The organism is Dyella sp. M7H15-1 (assembly GCF_004114615.1).
Classification (GTDB): Bacteria; Pseudomonadota; Gammaproteobacteria; order Xanthomonadales; family Rhodanobacteraceae; genus Dyella_B.
Genome location: NZ_CP035300.1, coordinates 3,267,256 through 3,287,754, shown reverse-complemented (window position 1 = coordinate 3,287,754; position 20,499 = coordinate 3,267,256). Strand labels below are relative to the sequence as shown.

Annotated in this window: 16 protein-coding genes; 12 read left to right on the top strand and 4 right to left on the bottom strand. The window is 54.8% G+C overall.

Features of this window, described 5'->3' with window-relative positions:
• The first annotated feature begins 29 nt into the window (after nucleotides 1–29).
• The 6 genes from EO087_RS15075 (at nucleotide 30) to EO087_RS15050 (ending at nucleotide 8,176) form a co-directional block, all read left to right on the top strand.
• Nucleotides 30–1,310, top strand: a complete 1,281-nt coding sequence (locus EO087_RS15075) for a glycosyltransferase family 39 protein (protein ID WP_164931867.1) — start codon at nucleotides 30–32, stop codon at nucleotides 1,308–1,310.
• A 214-nt stretch (nucleotides 1,311–1,524) separates the two neighbouring features.
• Nucleotides 1,525–1,965, top strand: coding sequence for a pilin (locus EO087_RS15070; protein WP_128899581.1), 441 nt, complete (start codon nucleotides 1,525–1,527; stop codon nucleotides 1,963–1,965).
• Between the two features lie 410 nt (nucleotides 1,966–2,375).
• The gene (locus EO087_RS15065) at nucleotides 2,376–2,819 is read left to right on the top strand and encodes a pilin (RefSeq protein WP_128899580.1); all 444 of its coding nucleotides are present in this window, start codon (nucleotides 2,376–2,378) and stop codon (nucleotides 2,817–2,819) included.
• A 562-nt stretch (nucleotides 2,820–3,381) separates the two neighbouring features.
• Nucleotides 3,382–4,914, top strand: coding sequence for a tetratricopeptide repeat protein (locus EO087_RS15060; RefSeq protein ID WP_240669069.1), 1,533 nt, complete (start codon nucleotides 3,382–3,384; stop codon nucleotides 4,912–4,914).
• Complete coding sequence (locus EO087_RS15055) at nucleotides 4,911–6,887, top strand: hypothetical protein (protein ID WP_128899578.1); 1,977 nt, start codon at nucleotides 4,911–4,913, stop codon at nucleotides 6,885–6,887. The genes EO087_RS15060 and EO087_RS15055 overlap by 4 nt, the downstream gene beginning before the upstream one ends.
• Nucleotides 6,888–6,967: 80 nt before the next feature.
• A complete protein-coding gene (locus EO087_RS15050; RefSeq protein WP_128899577.1) occupies nucleotides 6,968–8,176 on the top strand; it encodes a lipopolysaccharide biosynthesis protein in 1,209 nt (402 codons plus the stop codon).
• Nucleotides 8,177–8,183: 7 nt separating this feature from the next.
• On the opposite strand, the gene EO087_RS15045 is transcribed toward EO087_RS15050, so the two are convergent.
• From EO087_RS15045 to EO087_RS15030, 4 genes are all read right to left on the bottom strand, one after another.
• Nucleotides 8,184–8,711, bottom strand: coding sequence for a hypothetical protein (locus EO087_RS15045; RefSeq protein WP_128899576.1), 528 nt, complete (start codon nucleotides 8,709–8,711; stop codon nucleotides 8,184–8,186).
• A gap of 43 nt (nucleotides 8,712–8,754) precedes the next feature.
• The gene (locus EO087_RS15040) at nucleotides 8,755–9,777 is read right to left on the bottom strand and encodes a glycosyltransferase family 4 protein (RefSeq protein WP_164931866.1); all 1,023 of its coding nucleotides are present in this window, start codon (nucleotides 9,775–9,777) and stop codon (nucleotides 8,755–8,757) included.
• Between the two features lie 69 nt (nucleotides 9,778–9,846).
• Nucleotides 9,847–10,962 (bottom strand): UDP-N-acetylglucosamine 2-epimerase, encoded by a 1,116-nt coding sequence (locus EO087_RS15035; RefSeq protein WP_128899574.1) that lies wholly within the window; start codon nucleotides 10,960–10,962, stop codon nucleotides 9,847–9,849.
• Between the two features lie 4 nt (nucleotides 10,963–10,966).
• Entirely contained in the window at nucleotides 10,967–11,821 is an 855-nt protein-coding gene (locus tag EO087_RS15030; RefSeq protein WP_128899573.1) for a glycosyltransferase family 2 protein, read from the bottom strand.
• 267 nt (nucleotides 11,822–12,088) lie between these two features.
• Here EO087_RS15030 and pilB point away from each other — a divergent pair, with 267 nt between their 5' ends.
• The 6 genes from pilB to EO087_RS15000 all read left to right on the top strand — a co-directional run bounded on the left by pilB (nucleotide 12,089) and on the right by EO087_RS15000 (nucleotide 20,337).
• Entirely contained in the window at nucleotides 12,089–13,813 is a 1,725-nt protein-coding gene (gene pilB / locus EO087_RS15025) for a type IV-A pilus assembly ATPase PilB (protein WP_128899572.1), read from the top strand.
• A gap of 149 nt (nucleotides 13,814–13,962) precedes the next feature.
• Nucleotides 13,963–15,231, top strand: a complete 1,269-nt coding sequence (locus tag EO087_RS15020) for a type II secretion system F family protein (RefSeq protein WP_128899571.1) — start codon at nucleotides 13,963–13,965, stop codon at nucleotides 15,229–15,231.
• A 75-nt stretch (nucleotides 15,232–15,306) separates the two neighbouring features.
• Complete coding sequence (locus tag EO087_RS15015; protein ID WP_128899570.1) at nucleotides 15,307–16,164, top strand: A24 family peptidase; 858 nt, start codon at nucleotides 15,307–15,309, stop codon at nucleotides 16,162–16,164.
• A 10-nt stretch (nucleotides 16,165–16,174) separates the two neighbouring features.
• On the top strand, nucleotides 16,175–17,887 hold the full coding sequence (locus EO087_RS15010) for a phosphoethanolamine transferase (RefSeq protein WP_128899569.1): 1,713 nt from the start codon (nucleotides 16,175–16,177) through the stop codon (nucleotides 17,885–17,887).
• 2 nt (nucleotides 17,888–17,889) lie between these two features.
• Nucleotides 17,890–18,540 (top strand): dephospho-CoA kinase, encoded by a 651-nt coding sequence (gene coaE, locus EO087_RS15005; RefSeq protein WP_128899568.1) that lies wholly within the window; start codon nucleotides 17,890–17,892, stop codon nucleotides 18,538–18,540.
• Between the two features lie 48 nt (nucleotides 18,541–18,588).
• Complete coding sequence (locus EO087_RS15000; protein ID WP_128899567.1) at nucleotides 18,589–20,337, top strand: glutamine--tRNA ligase/YqeY domain fusion protein; 1,749 nt, start codon at nucleotides 18,589–18,591, stop codon at nucleotides 20,335–20,337.
• Nucleotides 20,338–20,499: the final 162 nt, after the last annotated feature.

Here is a 20,499-nt window from a genome sequence, read left to right as displayed (position 1 = left end):
TGCGTTTTTACTATGTCACCCACGTGGTCATGTTTCAGCCAGCCAATGCACACGGCGCCAAGGGTAACGCTGTTCAGTACTACAATTATGCCCGAAACCTTGTCCAGCATGGCATTTACTCGGTCGAAGCACCAGGTAATTCCCTCCCTGTTAGTGACAGTTTTCGCGACCCCGGGTATCCGGTGTTCATGGCGGCATGGATGAAGATCTTCCCGCAATGGGATAGCTGGTATGTCGCCATCATTTTCAGCCAGGTCATTCTCAGCACCGCAACGGTCATGTTGTGGCTAGGAGTGGGAAGATATTGGATGCCCTGGAGATGGCTCACTGTCGCCGGCGTGCTTATGGCGGTGTGGCCACATAGCATTTCCATGAGTAGCCACCTTCTTTCGGAGACCCTCTACGGCTTCCTAGTGGCGCTTGCCATGTTTGTCTATAGCCTGGGAGTGGATAAACCCAACATCCGCTGGGCTCTTATCTGCGGCGCGTGCTTTGCAGCGGCTGCGCTGACAAATAGCGTATTGCTTCCCTTTTCCGTGTTGTTGATGCTTTACATGCTGATCCGGCGAAAATTTCCGCCTTGGATCGGGGTCGCGCTGATGGCAAGCACACTATGTCTCACCGCACCATGGCTGATCCGCAACAGCAGGCTGCCACCCAGCCCAGCATCATCGGCGAATCGAGCACTTATGAACTTGGTGGAAGGCTCATGGCCGCTGTATCACAAGGCGGACATGGCCAGCACCCTTTCGCATGACCCACAAGCCGTCGACATCATGAATCAGATCAACAGCGAAATCGCGGTCATCGAGGCTGATCGCAAAGCAGGAGTATCAATGATGCTGGAACGTATGTCACGCGATCCTGGCTACTACATCCTCTGGTATTTGCAAAAGCCAGCAATGCTTTGGGATTGGAGTATCCGTATCGGTGTTGGGGATATCTATGTTTATGTCACCTACCACTCGCCTTTTGACGACAATCCGTTGTGGCGTGCGGTGGAAGCAGCGTGCCATGGAGGCAATGGGGTGCTTGCGTTGCTCGCTCTGACGGGGGGCCTGTTGGCTTTGCGCAAATCCAATCACTCGAGCATGGCGGGTGTCGCACTGCTACTTCTCACCGTTACAGCCATTCATACTGCCTTGCAGGCCGAACCGCGCTATTCGATTCCTTACCGCTGCGCTGAAATTTTGCTCGGTGTTTTCGCTGCTTACTGGCTGATAGCACAATGGCCTAAACTCCGTACGCGCAGCCGGAAACAACCGCCAAACTCATCCCAATCACGCCTGCCATTGCTTATGAAATGTTAAATCAGGAGATCAATTCATCATTCTATGTAGCAGTCTCTGCCAACCACTGTTTCATCCACCTTATGGGCGAGGCGCGTACGCCAAAGCTCTCGTGATGCAGATCACGCTACCGAGCATCCGGCCTAACAAACCGTTTCGACAAGCCCCCCCCTATCCAACGGCAAAAGCTGGTACGGATCCTGCCTGAATAGATGAGGGTCAACGGGGTCTCATCATGCACAGCCAACCTATTTCCAATGGCTTTACCTTGATCGAACTGATGATCGTGGTCGCGATCATTGCCATCCTGGCAGCCATCGCCATACCGGCCTACAAGAACTACTTGATCCGCGCACAGGTATCGGAGGGTATCGACCTGGCCACCGGGGCCAAGGATGCCGTGGGGGACTTTATCGCGAATACTGGCCGCTTTCCCGGAAACAACCAATCGGCGGACTTGACTTCAAGTTCCTCCATCGTCGGCAAATACGTATCCTCGGTCACCGTTACCTCGGGATTGATCACCGTCACTTTCAACACCAACAACACGAATACAGCTATCGTGAGTGATCTATTTGTGCTGTCGCCAATCACTGCTGCGGGAAGCATTACTTGGAACTGCGCCGACAAGACCACGATACCCGCCACATACCTGCCCATCCCTTGCCATAAATAACGGGTGAGCCAGCACGTGTTTCACCGTGTCAGCATGGACTTACGATCCAGTCAACCACCGCGTAACGCCAGCAGGTCGCCAATAGTCGTCACGCCCCACTATTAACGTGACATTCAACGTCACTTATTGACACAAAATAACCGATTTCGCCGCCAATACCTTGTTGCAGTGACATCCGCCCTTCACCACAGTGAAAAAAAGATCCAAATTTCGTGAACCTCACCACGCAATCAAGAACTCAGAGCCAGAACTGCTAGAGCAACCATATACATGGCATATATGCTGCTTCCTCGCTTCCTGGTATTCCTGACTACACTTGCATGGAGCCTGATCCCGCCTAGGGATTCGGGGCTGGGGTTCAGGTGGCATCAACAGCGGTTAGCTAACCAAACGTAATAAGAGGAACTACCATGAAGAAAATCCAGCAGGGCTTCACCCTTATCGAACTGATGATCGTAGTTGCGATCATTGCCATCCTAGCGGCCATTGCCATCCCGGCTTATCAGAACTACCTGATCCGCGCACAAGTTTCTGAAGGTGCGGTGCTAGCCGATGGCGCCAAGACGGCTGTAGGCGAGTTCTTTACCAATACGGGCCGCCTGCCAGGCAACAACACCTCTGCTGGTCTCGCGGCGTCCACCAGCATCACCGGTAAGTACGTCAGCTCCGTTACAGTCGCCGGCACCGGAATCACCGCAGCCTTCAGTCAGGCCGCCACCAACGCTGCCATCTATAGTGACATTTTTGCGCTGTCGCCCATTACCAGTGCGGGCAGCATCGTTTGGCACTGCGGCAGCACCCAAACCACCGTTCCCCAGAAGTACCTGCCCACTAGCTGCCGTAACGGCGGCTGATAACAGGCTTAGCATGACCGCCTATCGAAGGGCCGCCTTGTGCGGCCCTTCTCTCTTTTAGATTATCCCGATGTTTACTCATTTGACCCCCATCAGAGCATGGCTGATTCTGGCCATGGTCTTGCTGCTCACCGCCGCAGCCTATGGCCCAGGCTTGCACGGTGGCTTTCTTTTTGACGATTTCGCCAACTTACCCGCTCTGGGCGATAGCGGTCCGATCGATAATTGGCCGGCCTTTTGGCGCTATATCACATCGGGCACCGCCGACCCTACTGGTCGACCGCTGACCTTGCTGACGTTCCTACTTAACGCGCGGCATTGGCCAACCAGTCCGCTCCCATTCAAGTATTCAAATCTGGCGTTACACCTGTTCAACGGTGTGCTGCTGTATACCCTATTGGTACGCCTGGGCCAATTACTTACCCATTCGCGGACAGCACGTCCCTACATCGCAGCTCTAATCGGTACCGCATTGTGGTTACTCCATCCTTTGCTGGTATCCACCACCCTATACATTGTGCAACGTGAAGCCATGCTGCCAGCCACCTGCGTGCTAGCAGGATTGCTGACCTGGCTGCAGGGTCGCCAACATATTGCGGAGGGGCGCAGCAAACTCGGCATCGCTTATTGCGTGATCAGCCTGGTTTTCTTCACGGCCTTGGGCATACTCTCCAAGGCCAACGGTGCCTTGCTGCCGTTGTATACCCTTCTTATCGAAACCGTTCTGCTAAGCAAACGCCAAGCGATAGTTTCCGATGCACCGAGGCGCCTCTATTGCAATATCATGCAATGGTTGAGCGTTGCACCTACTGCCGCTGTCTTGCTCTATCTGGCTTACATTGGCGTGCATGGCATGTTGTCTGGCGGCAACGCTAGTGGGCGCTCGTGGACTTATGCGCAGAGGCTTTTGACAGAGCCGCGCATCGTCATGGACTACCTCTCTCTGCTATGGCTTCCCCGCCCTTTTTCGAGCGGACTTTTCAACGATCAATACATAGTGTCCGCTTCGTTATGGCATCCCATGTCTACACTAACCGGGTTGCTCGCCGTATCTGCTCTCATTGGCTATGGCTATGGGGTACGCCGCAAGCACCCGGCATTGACGCTGGCCATTCTGTTCTTTTTTGCCGGACATTTGATGGAATCCACGTCCATACCGCTTGAACTGTATTACGAGCATCGTAATTACGTGCCGGCATTGTTGATGTTCTGGCCCCTCGGGTTATGGCTGGCCGACTTGCGTTCCATGCCGGTACCTAAATACATCCTGATGGCTGTATTGCCACTCGGCTTGGCTTCGATGACCTATATCTCCGCTCAGATATGGGGAAACGAAAAGGAACAGGCCCTCATCTGGGCGCGCATCAATCCAGACTCACCTCGTGCGCAAACACACGCAGCGCAAGTGGAAATGGAAAACGGGGCACCACGGAAGGCGCTCCAACGGTTGGAAGTCGCTCTGCAGAAAGATCCCAATGAGCCACAAATCGCTTTGAATATGCTTGGTGCTCGCTGCATGACAGGCGGCGTCAGCAACGAGGACATCGAAGCGGCACTAACTTCCATGCGAACGACGTCGAGCATGAGCAGTTTGTTCACGCACTGGTTCGATCGCGTCTTGCCCATCGCACGGGATGGAAGCTGCCCAGGCTTCAACCTACAGGACATCCGGAATGTTATCGATGCAGGGTTGCAAAACCCTCGCCTGGATGCCGCCGGTTATCAGCAAGATTTCATCTTTGCGCGCGGACGCATCGCGCTGGTCGATAAGAAACCCGACCTGGCCTTGAACGACTTTACTGAGGCATTGGATCGCAAAATACGGCCGGCTGTCGCACTTAAAGGCGCCGCAACCTTGGGCATGGCCGGTTATCCGGTCCAAGGACTATGCCTGCTCGATCATTACCAGCACGAGCAGGACAAGGTCGTAGCGCCCGGCATAGGCATGGCCATGTTGCATGCATGGATTCTAAAACAGCAGAATTACTGGCCGAATGAAATAGATCATCTTCGACAGCAGCTCCTTGCGGACACTAAGTCCGAAGGTTCAAGTTACTCCTTTCCTAGCCAGTGCGAGGGCAACACGCATCGATGAATAAAAGCTTCCGATTGACCGCTCATTGGTTTGTTGTTGCCGCCGCGCTTCTACTAACTGCAACCGTTTACTGGCCTGGCCTCTCCGGCGGCTTCCTGTTCGACGACTATCCCAACATTGTCGACAACAGAGGGGTACAGCCACAATCAGCCGATCTTGGATCGCTGGTTCGCGCCGCGCTTTCGTCCCCAGCCAGCGACTTCAAGCGCCCGCTGGCCTCGCTAACTTTTGCGGTGAACTACTTGGCCAGCGGTTTAGACCCTTATTGGATGAAGCTCACCAATCTGTTCATTCATCTTTTGAATGGCGTACTGGTATTTGTCCTCGCCAAGGCTCTGTTGACTTACGAAAGCCAAGCATCGAACAAGAAGCGACATGGTTTTGTAGCAAGCTTGATAGCCGCCGGTTGGCTCCTATTGCCCATCAATGCAACGGCCGTGCTGTACGTCGTGCAGCGCATGGAAAGCATGGCTAATCTGTTTGTGCTTGCCGGCATGATCGGCTATCTGGCCGGACGCCGGCACATGCGAGACTGCAACGCCTCCATGCAGGATCCAACTTTATCCAAGATGGAATGGAAAGGGTTTCTGCTTTGCGCGGGCAGCATCATCATTCCCACTGGGATCGGATGCCTGGCCAAGGAAACAGCCGCGATGCTGCCGCTATATGCCTTTCTGATGGAGTGGGTGTTGTTCGGCTTCAAGCGCTTTTCCATTGGCACCCAGAACAACGAATCTCAGATCGAAGGTAGGGACTCGAGAATCATCATTTTGTTTGTTGCGGTTCTTGCCCTTCCATTTATCCTGGGCATGCTTTGGCTTCTGCCAAACGTTTTGAATTCGGCCACATGGGTTGCGCGCGGCTTCAGCCTGAGCGAACGGCTGTTGAGCGAAGCACGTATCGTGGTGAACTACATCGCCTGGATTCTGCTGCCGGTTCCCAACGAGTTGTCGTTCTATCACGACAACTTCCAAATCTCGACCGGACTACTGAGCCCCGCGACGACACTTGCCAGCATGGCTGCCCTTGTCGGCTTGGTTGCTGTTGCACTGTGGTTGCGCCGCAGAAAACCACTCGTCAGCCTTGGCATCCTGCTCTTTCTAGGGTGCCAATGGCTGACAGCTACCATTCTTCCCCTGGAACTTGTTTATGAACACCGCAATTATTTTGCCAGCATGGGGCTTTTGCTGGCGCTAGTGCCGGTACTGGTACCGAAGCAGGAGGCGATCAACCATTCACCTGCCAAATTTTCCATTGCTCGCTGGACATTGCTCATCGGCCTGCTCGCACTGTGGGCATGTGAGACTGCGATGACAGCCATGGCATGGAGCACGCCACTGAGACTGTCCATCGAATTGGCCACTCGCGCCCCCGACTCTCCGCGTGCCCAATATGAATTGGGGCGTACCTATATTATCTACTCTCATTACGATCCCAACTCACCTTTTACCAAACTCGCCTATGCGCCGCTGGAGCGGTCCGCAGCGATTCCAGGGTCGTCAATATTGCCGGAACAGGCCCTGATCTTCATGAATTCGCGCATGCGCCTGCCGCTCCGGCAAGCGTGGTGGGACAGCATGGTCGCCAAGCTCAAAGCACGCAAACCAACCGTACAAGATGAAAGTTCGCTGGAAGCACTGACTCGATGCGATCACGAGCAGGATTGCACCTTGCCGCTTGATCAGATGGAGCGTGCTTACACGGCCGCGCTCTCGCACCCCAACCCTAATGCCCGCCTTCTTGCCATGTATGCTGATTTCGCATGGAACATGATGCAAGATCACGAACTAGGGCTTCGCGTGGCCAGAAAAACGGTGTTGCTCGCTCCGCGAGAGCCCGCCTATCGCATCACACTGATCCGTATGCTGATCGCATCGAACAAGCGTGATGAAGCAAAGGATCAAATCGACGAACTGAGACAGTTGAATATTGGCGGAAGCCTTGATTCTGACCTGAAATCATTACAGCAATGACTCATGACACATCCCTTATATAAAAATTGGATTATCAAGTGAGAGGGCGGCTCGCCCAAAGCACCTTGCGTACAGCCTTGATGCTCGGTTTGCGTATAGTCACCCAGGCTGCAACCTTGATCCTTCTTTCCAGGCTTCTTGCCCCGGCGACTTACGGCGACTATGCCTCGGCAGCATCGCTAGCTGTCGTGTTGGGAACCTTGCCCAGCATGGGCTCCGGCTACATCTTGCTTGCACGTGCTGCCGTAGATAAAACCACCGTTGCGCATACGTGGCGTTATGCGTGGCCACTCACCCTCGTCCTCGGCCTTTTTCTGCTCGTCATCTATGCGGGCTTCGGTAGATACATCACCGGAAACACCGGCTTTTCCGTTGAAATCCTAGTATTTCTAGGCATGGCGGAGCTGATCTTCAACCCGCTCACCATGTTGTTTAGCTTCATCATGCAAGGGTGCGAAAAAGTCGCCACCAGTCAATTTCTGCAATGGCTCCCGTTACTTCTGCGCGCTATCGCCGTGCTCGCTTGCTTCAATCTTCCCCAGTCCGATCGCCTGACTGGTTTCGCCGGACTCCAATTGATTGCATCATTCCTGGGTTGTGGAGCAGGCTTGATTGTCGTGAGACGACTAGTGTCACTGACATGGCGCCCGAGATTCATGACTCGCCAAGAGCTTCGCCTGGGAGCCTCTTACGCTGCGATGCTTCTTGTTGCATACAACCCCTCTGAATTGGATAAGATCGTTGCCGTGCGTAGCCTTGGGGCTCATGGTGCGGGCATCTATACAGCCGCATCCCGCATACTTGGCGCCTTTGCGACTCCGATTGCGGCACTTTTGCTGGCCGCGCAACCTCGTTTGCTGCGCCATTCCAAAGATACGCATCTGCAAAACAGGCGTCTGATCGGCATCATCGGCTTGATCGCACTGGCTTGGGGTATAGCGGGCACCTTTCTGTTTGCCAGCTTTCATCCATTGATCCCTTGGCTACTCGGGAATGCCTATGCCGAAACCGGGAAGCTCGTGCCATGGCTGGCCATCACTATGCCATTCCTTACACTGCGCATGGCGGCGGGAGGGATCCTGGTAGCACTGGGCAAACCTCTCGAACGACTGCTCTTTGAGCTTAGCGGCGCAATGTTTCTGATAACAGGCATCGTATGCCTTACACCGATACTGCACACGATCGGATTGATCATTGCTGTTATTGGCTCGGAACTATCCATGATGATCATAGGCTGGTGGCGGATTCAGAAAAATGTGCGAAGGCTCGACTTCGCCTGTATCGATTAACCAAGTTTCACTTTAAAACTTCCAGCTCAAACTCGATGGATGCCATCGGAATATATTTGCTGATCAAATTGTCGGTGAGCACCGGCGCCTTCGAAAGCCATCTGTAGAGAAATGGCAGCAAATAAGGCGTGTAACGCCGGCCCGCTATGCGGAACTTAGGTTCCGTATACTCACCGTAAATTGTCTTCTGATCTGTAAAGATATCGAAGCTTCGCCAGGCAAAACCATGTTTATGCGTGATGTCCTCATATAAACATGCGCTCCTGAAATGGGGCACACGGATCTTTATGAGCGAACCCTTGTCAGATATGCGATGAAGCTCGAGCATGATTCGAAAAACGTCATCAAGATGCTCAATGATATTCAGGCACCTTATCTCCACAAAACGTCCCGCCTCGAAAGGATAAGGCGTGACGTTTAAATCGAATCTGCTATCCACACGCTTGGCATAGAGGTCAACATTGACTGCGTCATCGGCATAGAGCTCACCACAACCCAAATTCAGAATTTTGCAAGCTTCTTTATCCAATCCCATGCTTTATCCCCATACGAGCGGTCATCTGTACGACCCTTTCGATTCAGGACAGTACATTTCTGTAAATCGCCACATATCTTTCGATGGCGTCCTCTCCCTTGAAGTGATCCACAGCGCGCGCGCGCGCAGACCGCCCCATGGTTTCACACTTGGCCGCATCCGCGGCCAGCGTCCTGCATGCCTCAATCAATGCCCGCAAATCATTGGTGGGCACCAACATTCCTGTTTCGCCATGGGCGACTACATTGCTTAAACCACTGGTATCAAATCCGATAAATGGCTTGCCGCAAGCCATGCCTTCCAAAGCGGTGTAACCGAAACCCTCGTAGCGCGACAGGGAAACCACGGCATCGCAGCGCTGATACTCCTGAATCAGATCCTGTTCGGAGATTCGACCGAGAAACCTCACTCCCGCAGCGTGGAAGGTGCGGGAGTGGACCATTCGTAGCCCTCCCGTGCAGGAAAGCTCGAACGACTCACCAAGTCCTTTCACCAAATCTTCAAACAGATCCACACCTTTCCGCTTGGTCTGGTTGCCGACCATCAACAAACGGAAAGGCCTGCCAACCTCACTCGAGGAAAGCCTTACAGGCTTGTAGCGATCCAGATCCACCCAGCACGGTATCGCGTGAACATCGTTACGTTTGAATACGGAACGCACCGTGCCAGCCACGTAATCCGAAATGGCGGTGATCGCGGCACTGGCACGTATGGCCATGCCTTCGCGCCAGCGTACATGCACCCGGTGGTAGATGGCTTGTGCCGCGGTTCTATAGGGTGCATAAGCAGGATCGTGAACCAGATGCAGCACGGTTGTCACCAATGGCACCCGCATTCCAATGAAGGCATTCCCGCCCCAACTCCCTGCATGAATCAGGTCGATTTCCTTAACCGGCACGTAGACGCGCATCAGCTCCGGAAAGAACTCATAGGAGTGAGGAAACCACTGCAAACGTGGCAAATGTCCAGCTCGACTGAGGCCTTCAGCCAATCGCTCGACAAAAACGTCAGCACCACTTCCAACGCGGATAGCCGGCAGCCAAACTCTCAAAGGTTTGTTCATCATGCTATCCACAGCAGATATTGATCCCATCCGCCAACATCATCCAACCACTTGTTACGAGGAGCCGCGCTGTCAGCGGATGACCGATTCAGATATCGATGCGTCCCCGCCGAGGAACGTCGCAATGCGATGAGAGGGGCCACTACCTGGAAAAGTAGCTGGCGATTTTCTCAGCCCCTCGAAGCGTCCTTGCCGTATAAATGACTCGACGTCCCCCTGGATATCCGCCTCCATGATGGCATTGCCGCCAAGTCCGTCCTGCCGTTCCGTGTACTCACGCATCACCAGCGTTGGAACGCCAAGCGCCGCAAGCTCCTCCTGGTTGGAGCCTCCATCCGTCAGCACACACGTAGCGCCTGCCGCCAGGCGGAGGAAATCGCGATATCCCATGCGCGGCAACAACTTTACGTTTTTATTTTCAGCCAGTTCAACCATTAAGCCTTCGGCGTCAAGACGTTTACGGGTTGCCGGATGCAAGACGAAATGGACGGGATTGTTTTCCGCAAGCCTGATGATCAAATCCACCAGGTACCGTAGCCGCCGAGTGTTATAGATATTTTGAAAGCGATGGAGCGAGGCGACCAAGTAAGTCGAGCGCACACCGTCCCATGCATCCGAAACACACGCCAAGTTGACGGCATCGACGATGGTGTTACCGCCGGTATCGACTACCTGCGCTTTGTGATGATTCCGCATGTACATGGCCGCACGGGTATCCGGACACATGGCGACGTCGGTCATCCGAAACACCAACCGACGACATATTTCCTCTGGAAAGGGATTGAACAACCTTCCAGAGGTAAGGCCGCTTTCCAGATGAACCACCCTGGCATCGCACCTTCTCGCTGCAAATGCTCCCAGCAAGGTGGAAAGCGTATCACCGTGCACAAGCACGTACTGCTCGATATTGGGTTGCCTCAATTGCTTGAGCTGTCTTTCCAAACCTCGATAGGCTTGGGGAAGCCAACGCAGCAAAGACCTGATCGTCAGCCGCTCGGATGCGGGAAAAGCCTCCACCTGCCTGGAAGTAATCGAAAACTCCTCAAGCAGGTCTCGCATGGTTTCTTTGTGCTGACCGGTCATGAGCAAAGTCGTCAACATACCGCGCTTTTCGCACTCAACTACAACCGGCGCAACCTTGATCAATTGCGCCCGCGTACCGATGACAAAAATAAACTGTCGCTGCATCGATTCAGGTATCGCGTCGATAAGTCAACGCTGTGATCTGTTCCGAAACCAGACCGATCAGAAAGACGATGACCGCCGCGCTCCACATCAAAGTGCTCATGTTAGTCAAGCGATCGCTATGGATGAAAGTCCATGCGTAATTGAGCCCCCCTACTACAAAGAACAACGCACTTGTAGGAACGAACAGTTTCAGCGGCGAATAGAGGGTAGCTATCTTGAAAATGATCAACAAGAAACGCGGGCCATCACGCAAGGGCTTGATATGGCTTTTGCCGATCCGTTGGGCAGCCTTGATGGGAACATAGGCCACGGGATAGGCGCTACGGAAAAACGCCATGGTACTGGTCGTCGGGTAGGAAAAACCGTTGGGCAAAAGGTGCAAGAATTCACGAAAACGCGCCGCGCGCACCGCCCGGAATCCGGAGGTCAGATCGGCCACCACGTGACCTGTCATACGACTGGCAAGCCAGTTGTAGAGCGTATTGGCAAGACCACGTCCCACGCCCGCCTGACTCTCCCAATCGCGCGCGCCCACAGCCATGTCGTAGCCTTGCTCCAATTTTTCAACCAGACGCGACACGTCGATGGGGTCGTGTTGACCGTCGCCATCCATGAAGACCAGAATTTCACCCAGTGCTACGCGGGCCCCTCGCTTGATTGCAGCACCATTGCCCATTGAATAGGGCGAGGTCAGGCACTTGACTCCATGCCGCGCACAGATTTCCGGGGTCTCGTCAGTAGAGCCATCATCTACCACGATGATCTCAGCGGCGGGCTGGACGGCACGTAGACGAGGCAACAATTCTGCTAACGCCAGCGCTTCATTTTTGGCAGGCAGGACGATACTGAGACTGTTCAATCAGATGGCTTCCCGAAACGACGGCTGATCATAGCGCGGGGATCAGAAAGCACCTATGGCCTCAGACAGTCATGCCCTAAAATTTTTACGGAACTGCCATGCACATCACCCAAGAATCGACCCCGAGTCGCCAGGATAGGTATTGCTAAGGGCCCCATCGCCGGAATTGCGACCAACTTGCCCACGCAAACGGTTCCGAACCGATAGCCTACAGGTCAAATGTGCGCTAGATTCGAGACCAATCGGTGGTTTTAGCAGGTTTCATTCATGTCATCACAACCGCAGCCCACCACACATAGCTTGTCAGGCATGGCCCGCCGCCTGGTGTCCGAAGGACTGCTTCCAGAGGCCGATGTCCGTAGGGCCGTGCTCGAATCGAGCCAGCAAAAGAAAGCGCTGACCGTTTGGCTCTTGGACCGGGGCCTGTTGGACAGCGCACAGCTCGCCCAAGTCTCATCCGCCGAATTCGGCATGCCCATGCTGGATGTCATGGCGCTCGATCCATCCAGTATGCCTTTAAGCCTTATCAGCCAGGAGTTGATAAGCAAGCATCAGGCGCTCCCCCTTTTCAAACGAGGCAAACGTCTGTTTGTCGGTATTGCCGACCCGATGCAGCTACATGCACTGGATGAGATCAAGTTCCACTCCAATTGCATGGTGGAACCAATTCTGGTTGAAAGGTCTCAGTTGGGACGCGCGATTGAGAATGCCATAAGTGCGCTCAATAACGTTACCCCCGACCTGGGCGGCGGTGACCTGGACGACTTGGCCCTAGAGTCCAGGGACGATGAAGCAGATACGGGGGGTGGTATTGACGCCACCGCAAATGACGACGCCCCCGTCGTCAAATTTGTGAACAAGATTCTGGTGGATGCCATTCGCCGTGGCGCCTCGGACATCCATTTCGAACCTTATGAGACCCAGTACCGGGTGCGGTTGCGAATGGACGGCATGTTACGAGCTGTTGCCAGTCCCCCGATGAAACTGTCCAACCGCATTTCTTCCCGCTTGAAAGTGATGGCCGGACTGGATATCGCCGAGCGCCGCGTACCTCAAGACGGGCGCATCAAGCTCAATCTTTCCAAAAGCCACGCAATGGATTTTCGCGTCAGCACCTTACCAACCCTGTTTGGCGAGAAGATTGTCTTGCGTATCCTAGATAGTTCTTCAGCCAAGCTAGGCATCGACAAGCTGGGTTATGAGGACCAACAAAAAAAGCTTTACCTTGACGCCATCCACAAACCGTATGGGATGGTCTTGGTCACCGGCCCCACGGGTTCTGGCAAAACCGTTTCGCTCTATACCGCGCTGAACATTCTCAATACCACCGAACGCAATATTTCCACCGTGGAAGACCCGGTGGAAATTCGCGTCGAAGGTATCAATCAGGTGCAGCAAAACACCAAGCGAGGCATGACCTTCGCAGCGGCCCTGCGCTCCTTCCTGCGCCAAGACCCTGACGTGATCATGGTGGGCGAAATCCGCGATCTGGAAACGGCCGAAATTGCCATCAAGGCGGCTCAGACAGGCCACATGGTGTTGTCGACCCTGCACACTAATGATGCACCGCAAACCATCTCGCGACTCATGAACATGGGTATCGCCCCCTACAACATCACCTCATCAGTGACACTGGTTATCGCTCAGCGCTTGGCACGCCGCCTACATAGTTGCAAAAAGCAAATGACCCTGCCGGCCAAGACCTTGCTTGCCGCTGGCTTTACCCAGGAAGAGATCGATGCAGGAATGACGATCTATGAGGCGGTTGGCTGCGCGGAATGCAACGAGGGCTATAAAGGACGCGTGGGTATCTATCAAGTTATGCCTATGGTGGAAGATATTCAGAAGATCGTGCTGGAGGGCGGAAATGCTCTGCAAATCGCCGAAGCCGCCCGTAAAATCGGCATCGATGACCTACGCGCTTCAGCCTTGTTGAAGGTCAAAAATGGGATAACCAGCCTTGCCGAAATTGATCGCGTAACCAAAGATTGATGGCCCAAAGCGACTAAACCGGGGGTATTTTGTGCCGGACTTGCGCCGAGGACCACGGAAATGCCCTTCTAAAGTGACATAAGCTGCAGACTGATCTGCTGAAAGTATTTGCGGCAGTGCTGGTTCGAATCATTGGGGAAAGATTACGCATGGCCACGGTTACCGCTGCCACGAAAAATACCCGGCAACAGGGTGCTCAACGCGCCCAGATAAGCCAGATGCCCGTCTATGAATGGGTGGCGCTGGATAAGCGCGGCAAACGGATGAAAGGTTCGATGCCAGCGAAAAATGCCTCGCTGGTCAAGGCCGAGCTACGCCGTCAAGGCATGAACCCGCAAACGGTGAAGGAGCGCGCCAAGCCGCTGTTCGGCTCTACCGGCAGCGTGGTCAAACCCAGGGATGTAGCAATTTTCAGCCGTCAGATCGCCACGATGATGGCGTCCGGCGTCCCCATGGTGCAGGCCTTCGACATCATTGCTGATGGCCAGAAGAATCCTCGCTTCAAGAACATGCTGATCGATGTAAAACAGGACATTGAGGGCGGCTCGACGCTAAATGAAGCGCTGGGTAGATACCCGGTGCAATTTGACGCGTTATACCGAAACCTGGTCCGCGCTGGCGAATCGGCGGGTGTGCTTGACACGATTCTGGAAACTGTCGCTACTTACAAAGAGAAAACCGAAAGCATCAAAGGCAAGATCAAGAAGGCGCTCTTCTATCCGATCATGGTGATGATGGTCGCCGTTGCCGTCATCATGATCATGTTGCTGTTCGTGGTGCCTATATTTGCCAAGACCTTCAAGGACGCTGGCGCGCAACTGCCGACACCCACTCAACTGCTAGTGACAATGTCACAGTTCATGCAACAGTACTGGTGGCTTGTTCTCGGCAGTGTTGCCGGCGGCATCGTGGCTATCATCATGGCAAAGAAGCGATCAGTGAAATTTGCCCATTTCCTCGATCGCATGACCCTAAAAATACCGGTGATCGGCAATATTTTTCGCCAGTCAGCTATTGCACGTTTTTCGCGTACCTTGGGCGTCACCTTCCGCGCAGGCGTACCCCTGGTTGAAGCTATGGACGCTGTCGCCGGCGCGACTGGCAGCAGTGTTTACGCCGAGGCCGTGCACCAAATGCGCGATGACGTAGCTGTAGGTCACCAACTGCAATTGGCCATGCGACAAACTGGACTCTTTCCAAACATGGTCACGCAGATGGTCGCGATCGGCGAAGAATCGGGCGCATTGGACCATATGTTGTTCAAGTGTGCTGAGTTTTATGAAGAAGAAGTTGGCAATGCCGTCGACTCCTTAGCCTCGTTGCTCGAACCTTTAATGATGGTGATCCTGGGTGTGGTGGTCGGCGGCATCGTGATTGCACTCTACCTCCCCATCTTCAAACTCGCCGGCACGTTCTAATCGTTCCACACTGTGCCACATGATTTGCCACATTGCGGCGATAACGTGGCGCGCCTTCGTAACCAGGATCCAGGCATGCCGGACTTGCCGCTTATCATGTGGGTGCTCATTGCTGGAATATTCGGTCTGCTGATTGGCAGTTTTCTCAATGTGGTTATTCTGCGCCTGCCTGTGCGACTGGATGCACTATGGCGTCAGGAAGCCCATGATGTGCTGGGCCTGGAAACCTCCCCAGACCCCTTGCCACCAGGGATTGTGCGCGAGTCATCGCATTGCCCCCACTGCAAGCACCTCTTGGCAGCTTACGACAACATCCCGCTTTTCAGTTGGCTTTTCCTGAGAGGGCACTGCCGCTATTGCCATGCACCTATTTCGGCCCAATACCCCTTGGTGGAACTGCTGACTGCGATTCTCAGTGCGATCGTGGTCTGGAAGTTCGGCCTTACCTGGACTGCCCTGGCCGGGCTATTCCTTACCTGGTCGCTGATAGCACTATCTGGTATCGATTTTCGCACCCAACTACTACCCGATCAGATTACCTTGCCCTTGCTCTGGGCCGGCTTGCTGCTAAGCCTTTGCCATCTCTTTACCGAACCTAAAACAGCCATCCTTGGTGCCGTGATCGGCTACATCAGCCTTTGGAGCGTGTACTGGTTGTTCAAGTTTCTGACAGGCAAAGAGGGAATGGGCTTTGGTGATTTCAAATTGTTGAGTGCCCTCGGGGCATGGATGGGACCATTATCGATCCTGCCCATCGTTTTGTTGTCGTCGCTTGTTGGGGCCATGACTGGGGTTACCTTGATCGTGATGCGACGGCACAGCCGTGAGATCCCCATACCGTTCGGGCCGTTCCTCGCCATGGCCGGATGGATCTGGTTCATGGGGGGCGACTGGTTGCAGCATTGTTACCTGACTCTGTTTGGGATGGGATAGTAACCACCAAATGATCGACAATAAAATGTTGGCAAAAGTAACCCTCGCAGTACTGATCAGTCTGTTGATGCTGCCAAATATCATATGGCTGATCGAAGGCGTGAGGGGTCGCCAGTGGGACAGTGCGCTCATCATCCCGACGCTGCTTTTGCTGTTACTTTTCGCGGTATTTGGCACGCGCCTCTGGTTCGCATGCTTGGCGCTATCGCCGTTTGCCATGCTGGCTCCGATCGAATGCTTTTACATCGCAGCGTATCGGCGCCCTAGCTCCGCGGAAATACTAGGCTCTATCTTCGCAACCAACCCGGGCGAAACGCTTGGTTACTTCGGCAAGCTGCTTCTGCCACTTGCACTTTGCATGCTGGGTGGGCTCCTGCTGGCATTGCTCGCAGCCCGAATGTGCTATCGATCCAAGCTACGATGGTCAAACCGTACTCGCGAGTGGATATTTGCAAGCGGAATCATTTTGCCATTGATGATATTTATCGTTGGCGGCATAAATGGAAAGGGCAACCTGCGCGATCACTTCACGGACGGAGCACGCACACTCACATCTCTGCGCTCACCCATCGAAGACGGATATCCATTCGGGCCGGCCCTTCGTATATGGAACTTTTGGATCGCGTGGAAGGCCATGTATGCCACCTATGCGCAACTTAGTACTTTTCGCTTCCATGCCACCGAACGCACGCCCGTCAATCAACGCCAGATCTATGTCCTTGTCATCGGTGAAAGCAGCCGGCGTAATCACTGGCAACTGTTCGGCTATGAACGCCCGACCAATCCGGGACTCACAAAAGTCCGGAATTTGATCCGCATTACCGACATGGTCACTTCATGGCCGGAAACCATGATGGCTGTGCCCCTGATTCTTACGCGAAAGCCAATCACTTATAAAAGCTTCACCTGGCATGAAGCGTCGATTCTGCGCGCCATGGAAGAGGCTGGCTATGATACGTGGTGGATATCAAATCAGCTCGCCATTGGAAAATACGATTCGCCGGTATCCACATACGCGCTAGAAGCCAAACATCTCATATTCATTAATCATGCAACCTGGACTGAAAGTAACAATTTTGACGGTAATCTCGCCCCATCCCTACAAGAAGCTCTGACGAAAACGTCTGAGAAGAACTTATTTATCGTTCTCCACATGATGGGGAGCCATCAACCTTATGACCTACGCTATCCACCGGCCTACCAGAAGTTCACCCCTATCCTTTACGAAGCCCACGGCAGCGCCTCGCAAGAATTACGTTTTAGAAATAGCTACGACAATACGATCTTGTACACAGACCACGTTCTCACTCAGGTGATAGATATATTGAACAAGAGCAGGGCGGTTTCGGCATTGTGGTATGAGTCCGATCATGGTGAAACCTTGCCTACGCCGACCTGCTCCATGTCGGGACACGACATCGGAACACGATACGACTATATGGTGCCCGCCCTGTTCTGGTATTCCGATGCGTATGCGGCTCAATTTCCGGAGCGTGTCGCCAAACTACGCGAGAACGCAAGCCAGCGCACGTTAAGCGCATCCACCTTCGAGTCACTTGCCGACATGGCCGGCATCGACTTTCCTGGACATAATGAATCCTGGAGTCTATTCAACTCGCAATGGAGTTATCACCCCCGCATCGTTAACGGATTCTGGCCCACAGACCTCGACAAAGCACAGTTTGGCAAGGGTTGTGAGGTGGTTATCCCTGCCAATCCTTAGGCATGAAAGATAAGGAAAATTTTTTGCCCTTATCCAGCCACCAAACCGACTATACGATAGCTCTTACAGGCGGTATCGCCTCCGGCAAGAGCCTGGTGGAACAACGCTTCATGGATTTGGGCGTGCCTGTGTGCGATGCCGATTACGCGGCACGCGTGGTGGTGGAACCTGGCAGCGATGGCTTGGCGGCCATCGTTGATGTGTTTGGCGGAGACGTGCTTGATTCGCAAGGCCGCCTCGATCGGCCCGCGATGCGCCAACGCATCTTTGTCGATCCCTCCGCGCGCGCGACCCTTGAGGCGATCGTGCATCCGCGGGTACGGCAATGGATGCTGGAGCATGCACAGCATGCTGAAGGGCCCTACGTCATGCTGTCCATTCCACTGCTCATTGAGAACATCAGGCACTACCGTTGGGTCGACCGAATCGTGGTAGTGGATGTGTCGGAGGAGACCCAGATCCGGCGGCTGATTGCGCGCGATGGAATCGACGAGGCCTTGGCCCATCGCATCCTCGCCAGCCAGGTGTCCCGTTCTGCGCGCCTGGCGCTGGCGGACGATGTGATCAACAACTCGGGGCCGGAGGCTGTACTGGATGCGCAAGTAGCGAAGCTTCACCAACGCTACCTGGAATTGGCGGCGGGTCGGATTTGAAACGGTTAAACTGGGGGATTCCCACCCCTCGCACGAAGCTTTGACCCGATGTCCAACGAATCCGCCGCCAAGCCAGCCGACAGCCCCGAAATCGATGCGCCGCGCGATTTCATCCGCCAGATCGTTCGCGAGGATCTGGCCAAGGGCAAGCACAGCGCCATCCGTACCCGCTTTCCGCCGGAGCCCAATGGCTATCTGCATATCGGCCATGCCAAAGCGATCTGGCTGGATTTCGGTATCGCCCGGGAATTCGGCGGCTGGTGCAACCTGCGCCTGGACGATACCAACCCGGGCAAGGAAGATCCGGAATTCGTCGAAGGCATCAAGGACGATGTGCGTTGGCTAGGCTACGAATGGCATGACTTGCGCCACGCGTCCGATTACTTCGAGGTGTTCTACCGTGCCGCGATCAAGCTGATCCAGGACGGGCACGCCTACGTGGACGACCTCACCGCCGAGCAGATGCGCGAATACCGCGGCACACTGACCGGACCGGGCCGCCATTCGCCTTTCCGCGACCGCAGCGTGGAGGAAAACCTTGATCTGTTCCGCCGTATGCGCGCAGGCGAGTTCGAAGATGGTAGTAAGACGCTGCGCGCAAAGATCGATATGGCTTCGGGCAACATCAACCTGCGCGATCCGGCGATCTACCGCATCCGCAAGGTCACTCATCAGAACACCGGCGATGCGTGGCCGATCTACCCGATGTACGACTACGCGCATTGCCTGTCCGATGCACTGGAAGGCATCACGCACTCGCTCTGCTCGCTGGAATTCGAAGATCACCGCCCGCTCTACGACTGGTTCGTGGACAAAGTGGACCTGCCCAACCACCCGGAACTGTGGGAGCACATGCAGGAAGCGGGGTTTCGCACCGAACCGGCCAAGCCGCGACAAATCGAGTTCTCGCGCCTCAACCTGAGCTACATGATCACCAGCAAGCGCAAGCTGGCGCAGTTGGTGAACGAGGGGTGGGTGGATGGCTGGGACGATCCGCGCATGAACACTTTGCGCGGCCTGCGTCGTCGCGGCTTTACGCCGGGTGGCATCCGCCTGCTGATCGAGCGCCTGGGTGTCAGCAAGCAAAATAGCGTGATCGATTACGCCATCTTGGAGAATTGCGTGCGCGAAGATCTCGACGCCAGCGCAACACGCCGCATGGCGGTGATCGATCCGCTCAAGCTGGTGATCACCCATCTGCCTGAAGACCACGAGGAAACGTTGAGCCTCCCAAACCATCCCAAGGATGAGAGCTTTGGCACCCGTCAAGTACCGTTCGCGCGCGAGCTGTGGATCGAGCGCGAAGACTTCGCCGAAGTGCCGCCGAAGGGTTTCCACCGCCTGAAGCCGGAAGGTGAAGTGCGCCTGCGTGGCGTCGGCATCGTGAAATGCGAGCAGATCGTCAAGGATGCCGACGGCAACGTCACCGAACTGCACTGCACGCTCGACCTGGAGTCCCGTTCGGGCATGCCCGGCGCCGATCGCAAGGTGAAAGGCACCATTCACTGGGTCAGCGCCAAGCACGCCGTCAGCGCGGAAATCCGCATCTACGACCGCCTATTCAACGTTCCCACACCGGACGATGAAAGCGGCGGCAAGACCTGGATCGAGCACATCAATCCCGATGCCAAACGCATCGTGCAGGGGTGGCTGGAGCCCTCCGCAGCCAGCGCCAAACCGGAGCAGTGCTTCCAGTTTGAGCGCTTGGGCTACTTTGTGGCCGATCGCATCGACCACCGCCCGGATGCTCCGGTGTTCAACCGCACGGTAACCCTACGCGATACCTGGGCTCGTTAGAGCCCGCCGGCGGTCTCGGCGTGGCCCGCGCCGGGATCTGTTTGCCTGACGGGCAAGGAGGAACGAAGGCGTGTATGTCGATACACAACTGAAAGAGGACGCAGCTCGGCGAGCAAACAGACCCGGTCCGAAGGGTTGCCACAGTGCGGCCGCCGGCAGACT

Bases quoted from the DNA above. Each gene is read 5' to 3' on its own strand.
- EO087_RS15075 (WP_164931867.1), top strand. From the start codon at position 30: ATGTTTCAGCCAGCCAATGCACACGGCGCCAAGGGTAACGCTGTTCAG.
- EO087_RS15070 (WP_128899581.1), top strand. From the start codon at position 1,525: ATGCACAGCCAACCTATTTCCAATGGCTTTACCTTGATCGAACTGATG.
- EO087_RS15065 (WP_128899580.1), top strand. From the start codon at position 2,376: ATGAAGAAAATCCAGCAGGGCTTCACCCTTATCGAACTGATGATCGTA.
- EO087_RS15055 (WP_128899578.1), top strand. From the start codon at position 4,911: ATGAATAAAAGCTTCCGATTGACCGCTCATTGGTTTGTTGTTGCCGCC.
- EO087_RS15050 (WP_128899577.1), top strand. From the start codon at position 6,968: ATGCTCGGTTTGCGTATAGTCACCCAGGCTGCAACCTTGATCCTTCTT.
- EO087_RS15045 (WP_128899576.1), bottom strand. From the start codon at position 8,711: ATGGGATTGGATAAAGAAGCTTGCAAAATTCTGAATTTGGGTTGTGGT.
- EO087_RS15040 (WP_164931866.1), bottom strand. From the start codon at position 9,777: ATGATGAACAAACCTTTGAGAGTTTGGCTGCCGGCTATCCGCGTTGGA.
- EO087_RS15035 (WP_128899574.1), bottom strand. From the start codon at position 10,962: ATGCAGCGACAGTTTATTTTTGTCATCGGTACGCGGGCGCAATTGATC.
- pilB (WP_128899572.1), top strand. From the start codon at position 12,089: ATGTCATCACAACCGCAGCCCACCACACATAGCTTGTCAGGCATGGCC.
- EO087_RS15020 (WP_128899571.1), top strand. From the start codon at position 13,963: ATGGCCACGGTTACCGCTGCCACGAAAAATACCCGGCAACAGGGTGCT.
- EO087_RS15015 (WP_128899570.1), top strand. From the start codon at position 15,307: ATGCCGGACTTGCCGCTTATCATGTGGGTGCTCATTGCTGGAATATTC.
- EO087_RS15010 (WP_128899569.1), top strand. From the start codon at position 16,175: ATGATCGACAATAAAATGTTGGCAAAAGTAACCCTCGCAGTACTGATC.
- coaE (WP_128899568.1), top strand. From the start codon at position 17,890: ATGAAAGATAAGGAAAATTTTTTGCCCTTATCCAGCCACCAAACCGAC.
- EO087_RS15000 (WP_128899567.1), top strand. From the start codon at position 18,589: ATGTCCAACGAATCCGCCGCCAAGCCAGCCGACAGCCCCGAAATCGAT.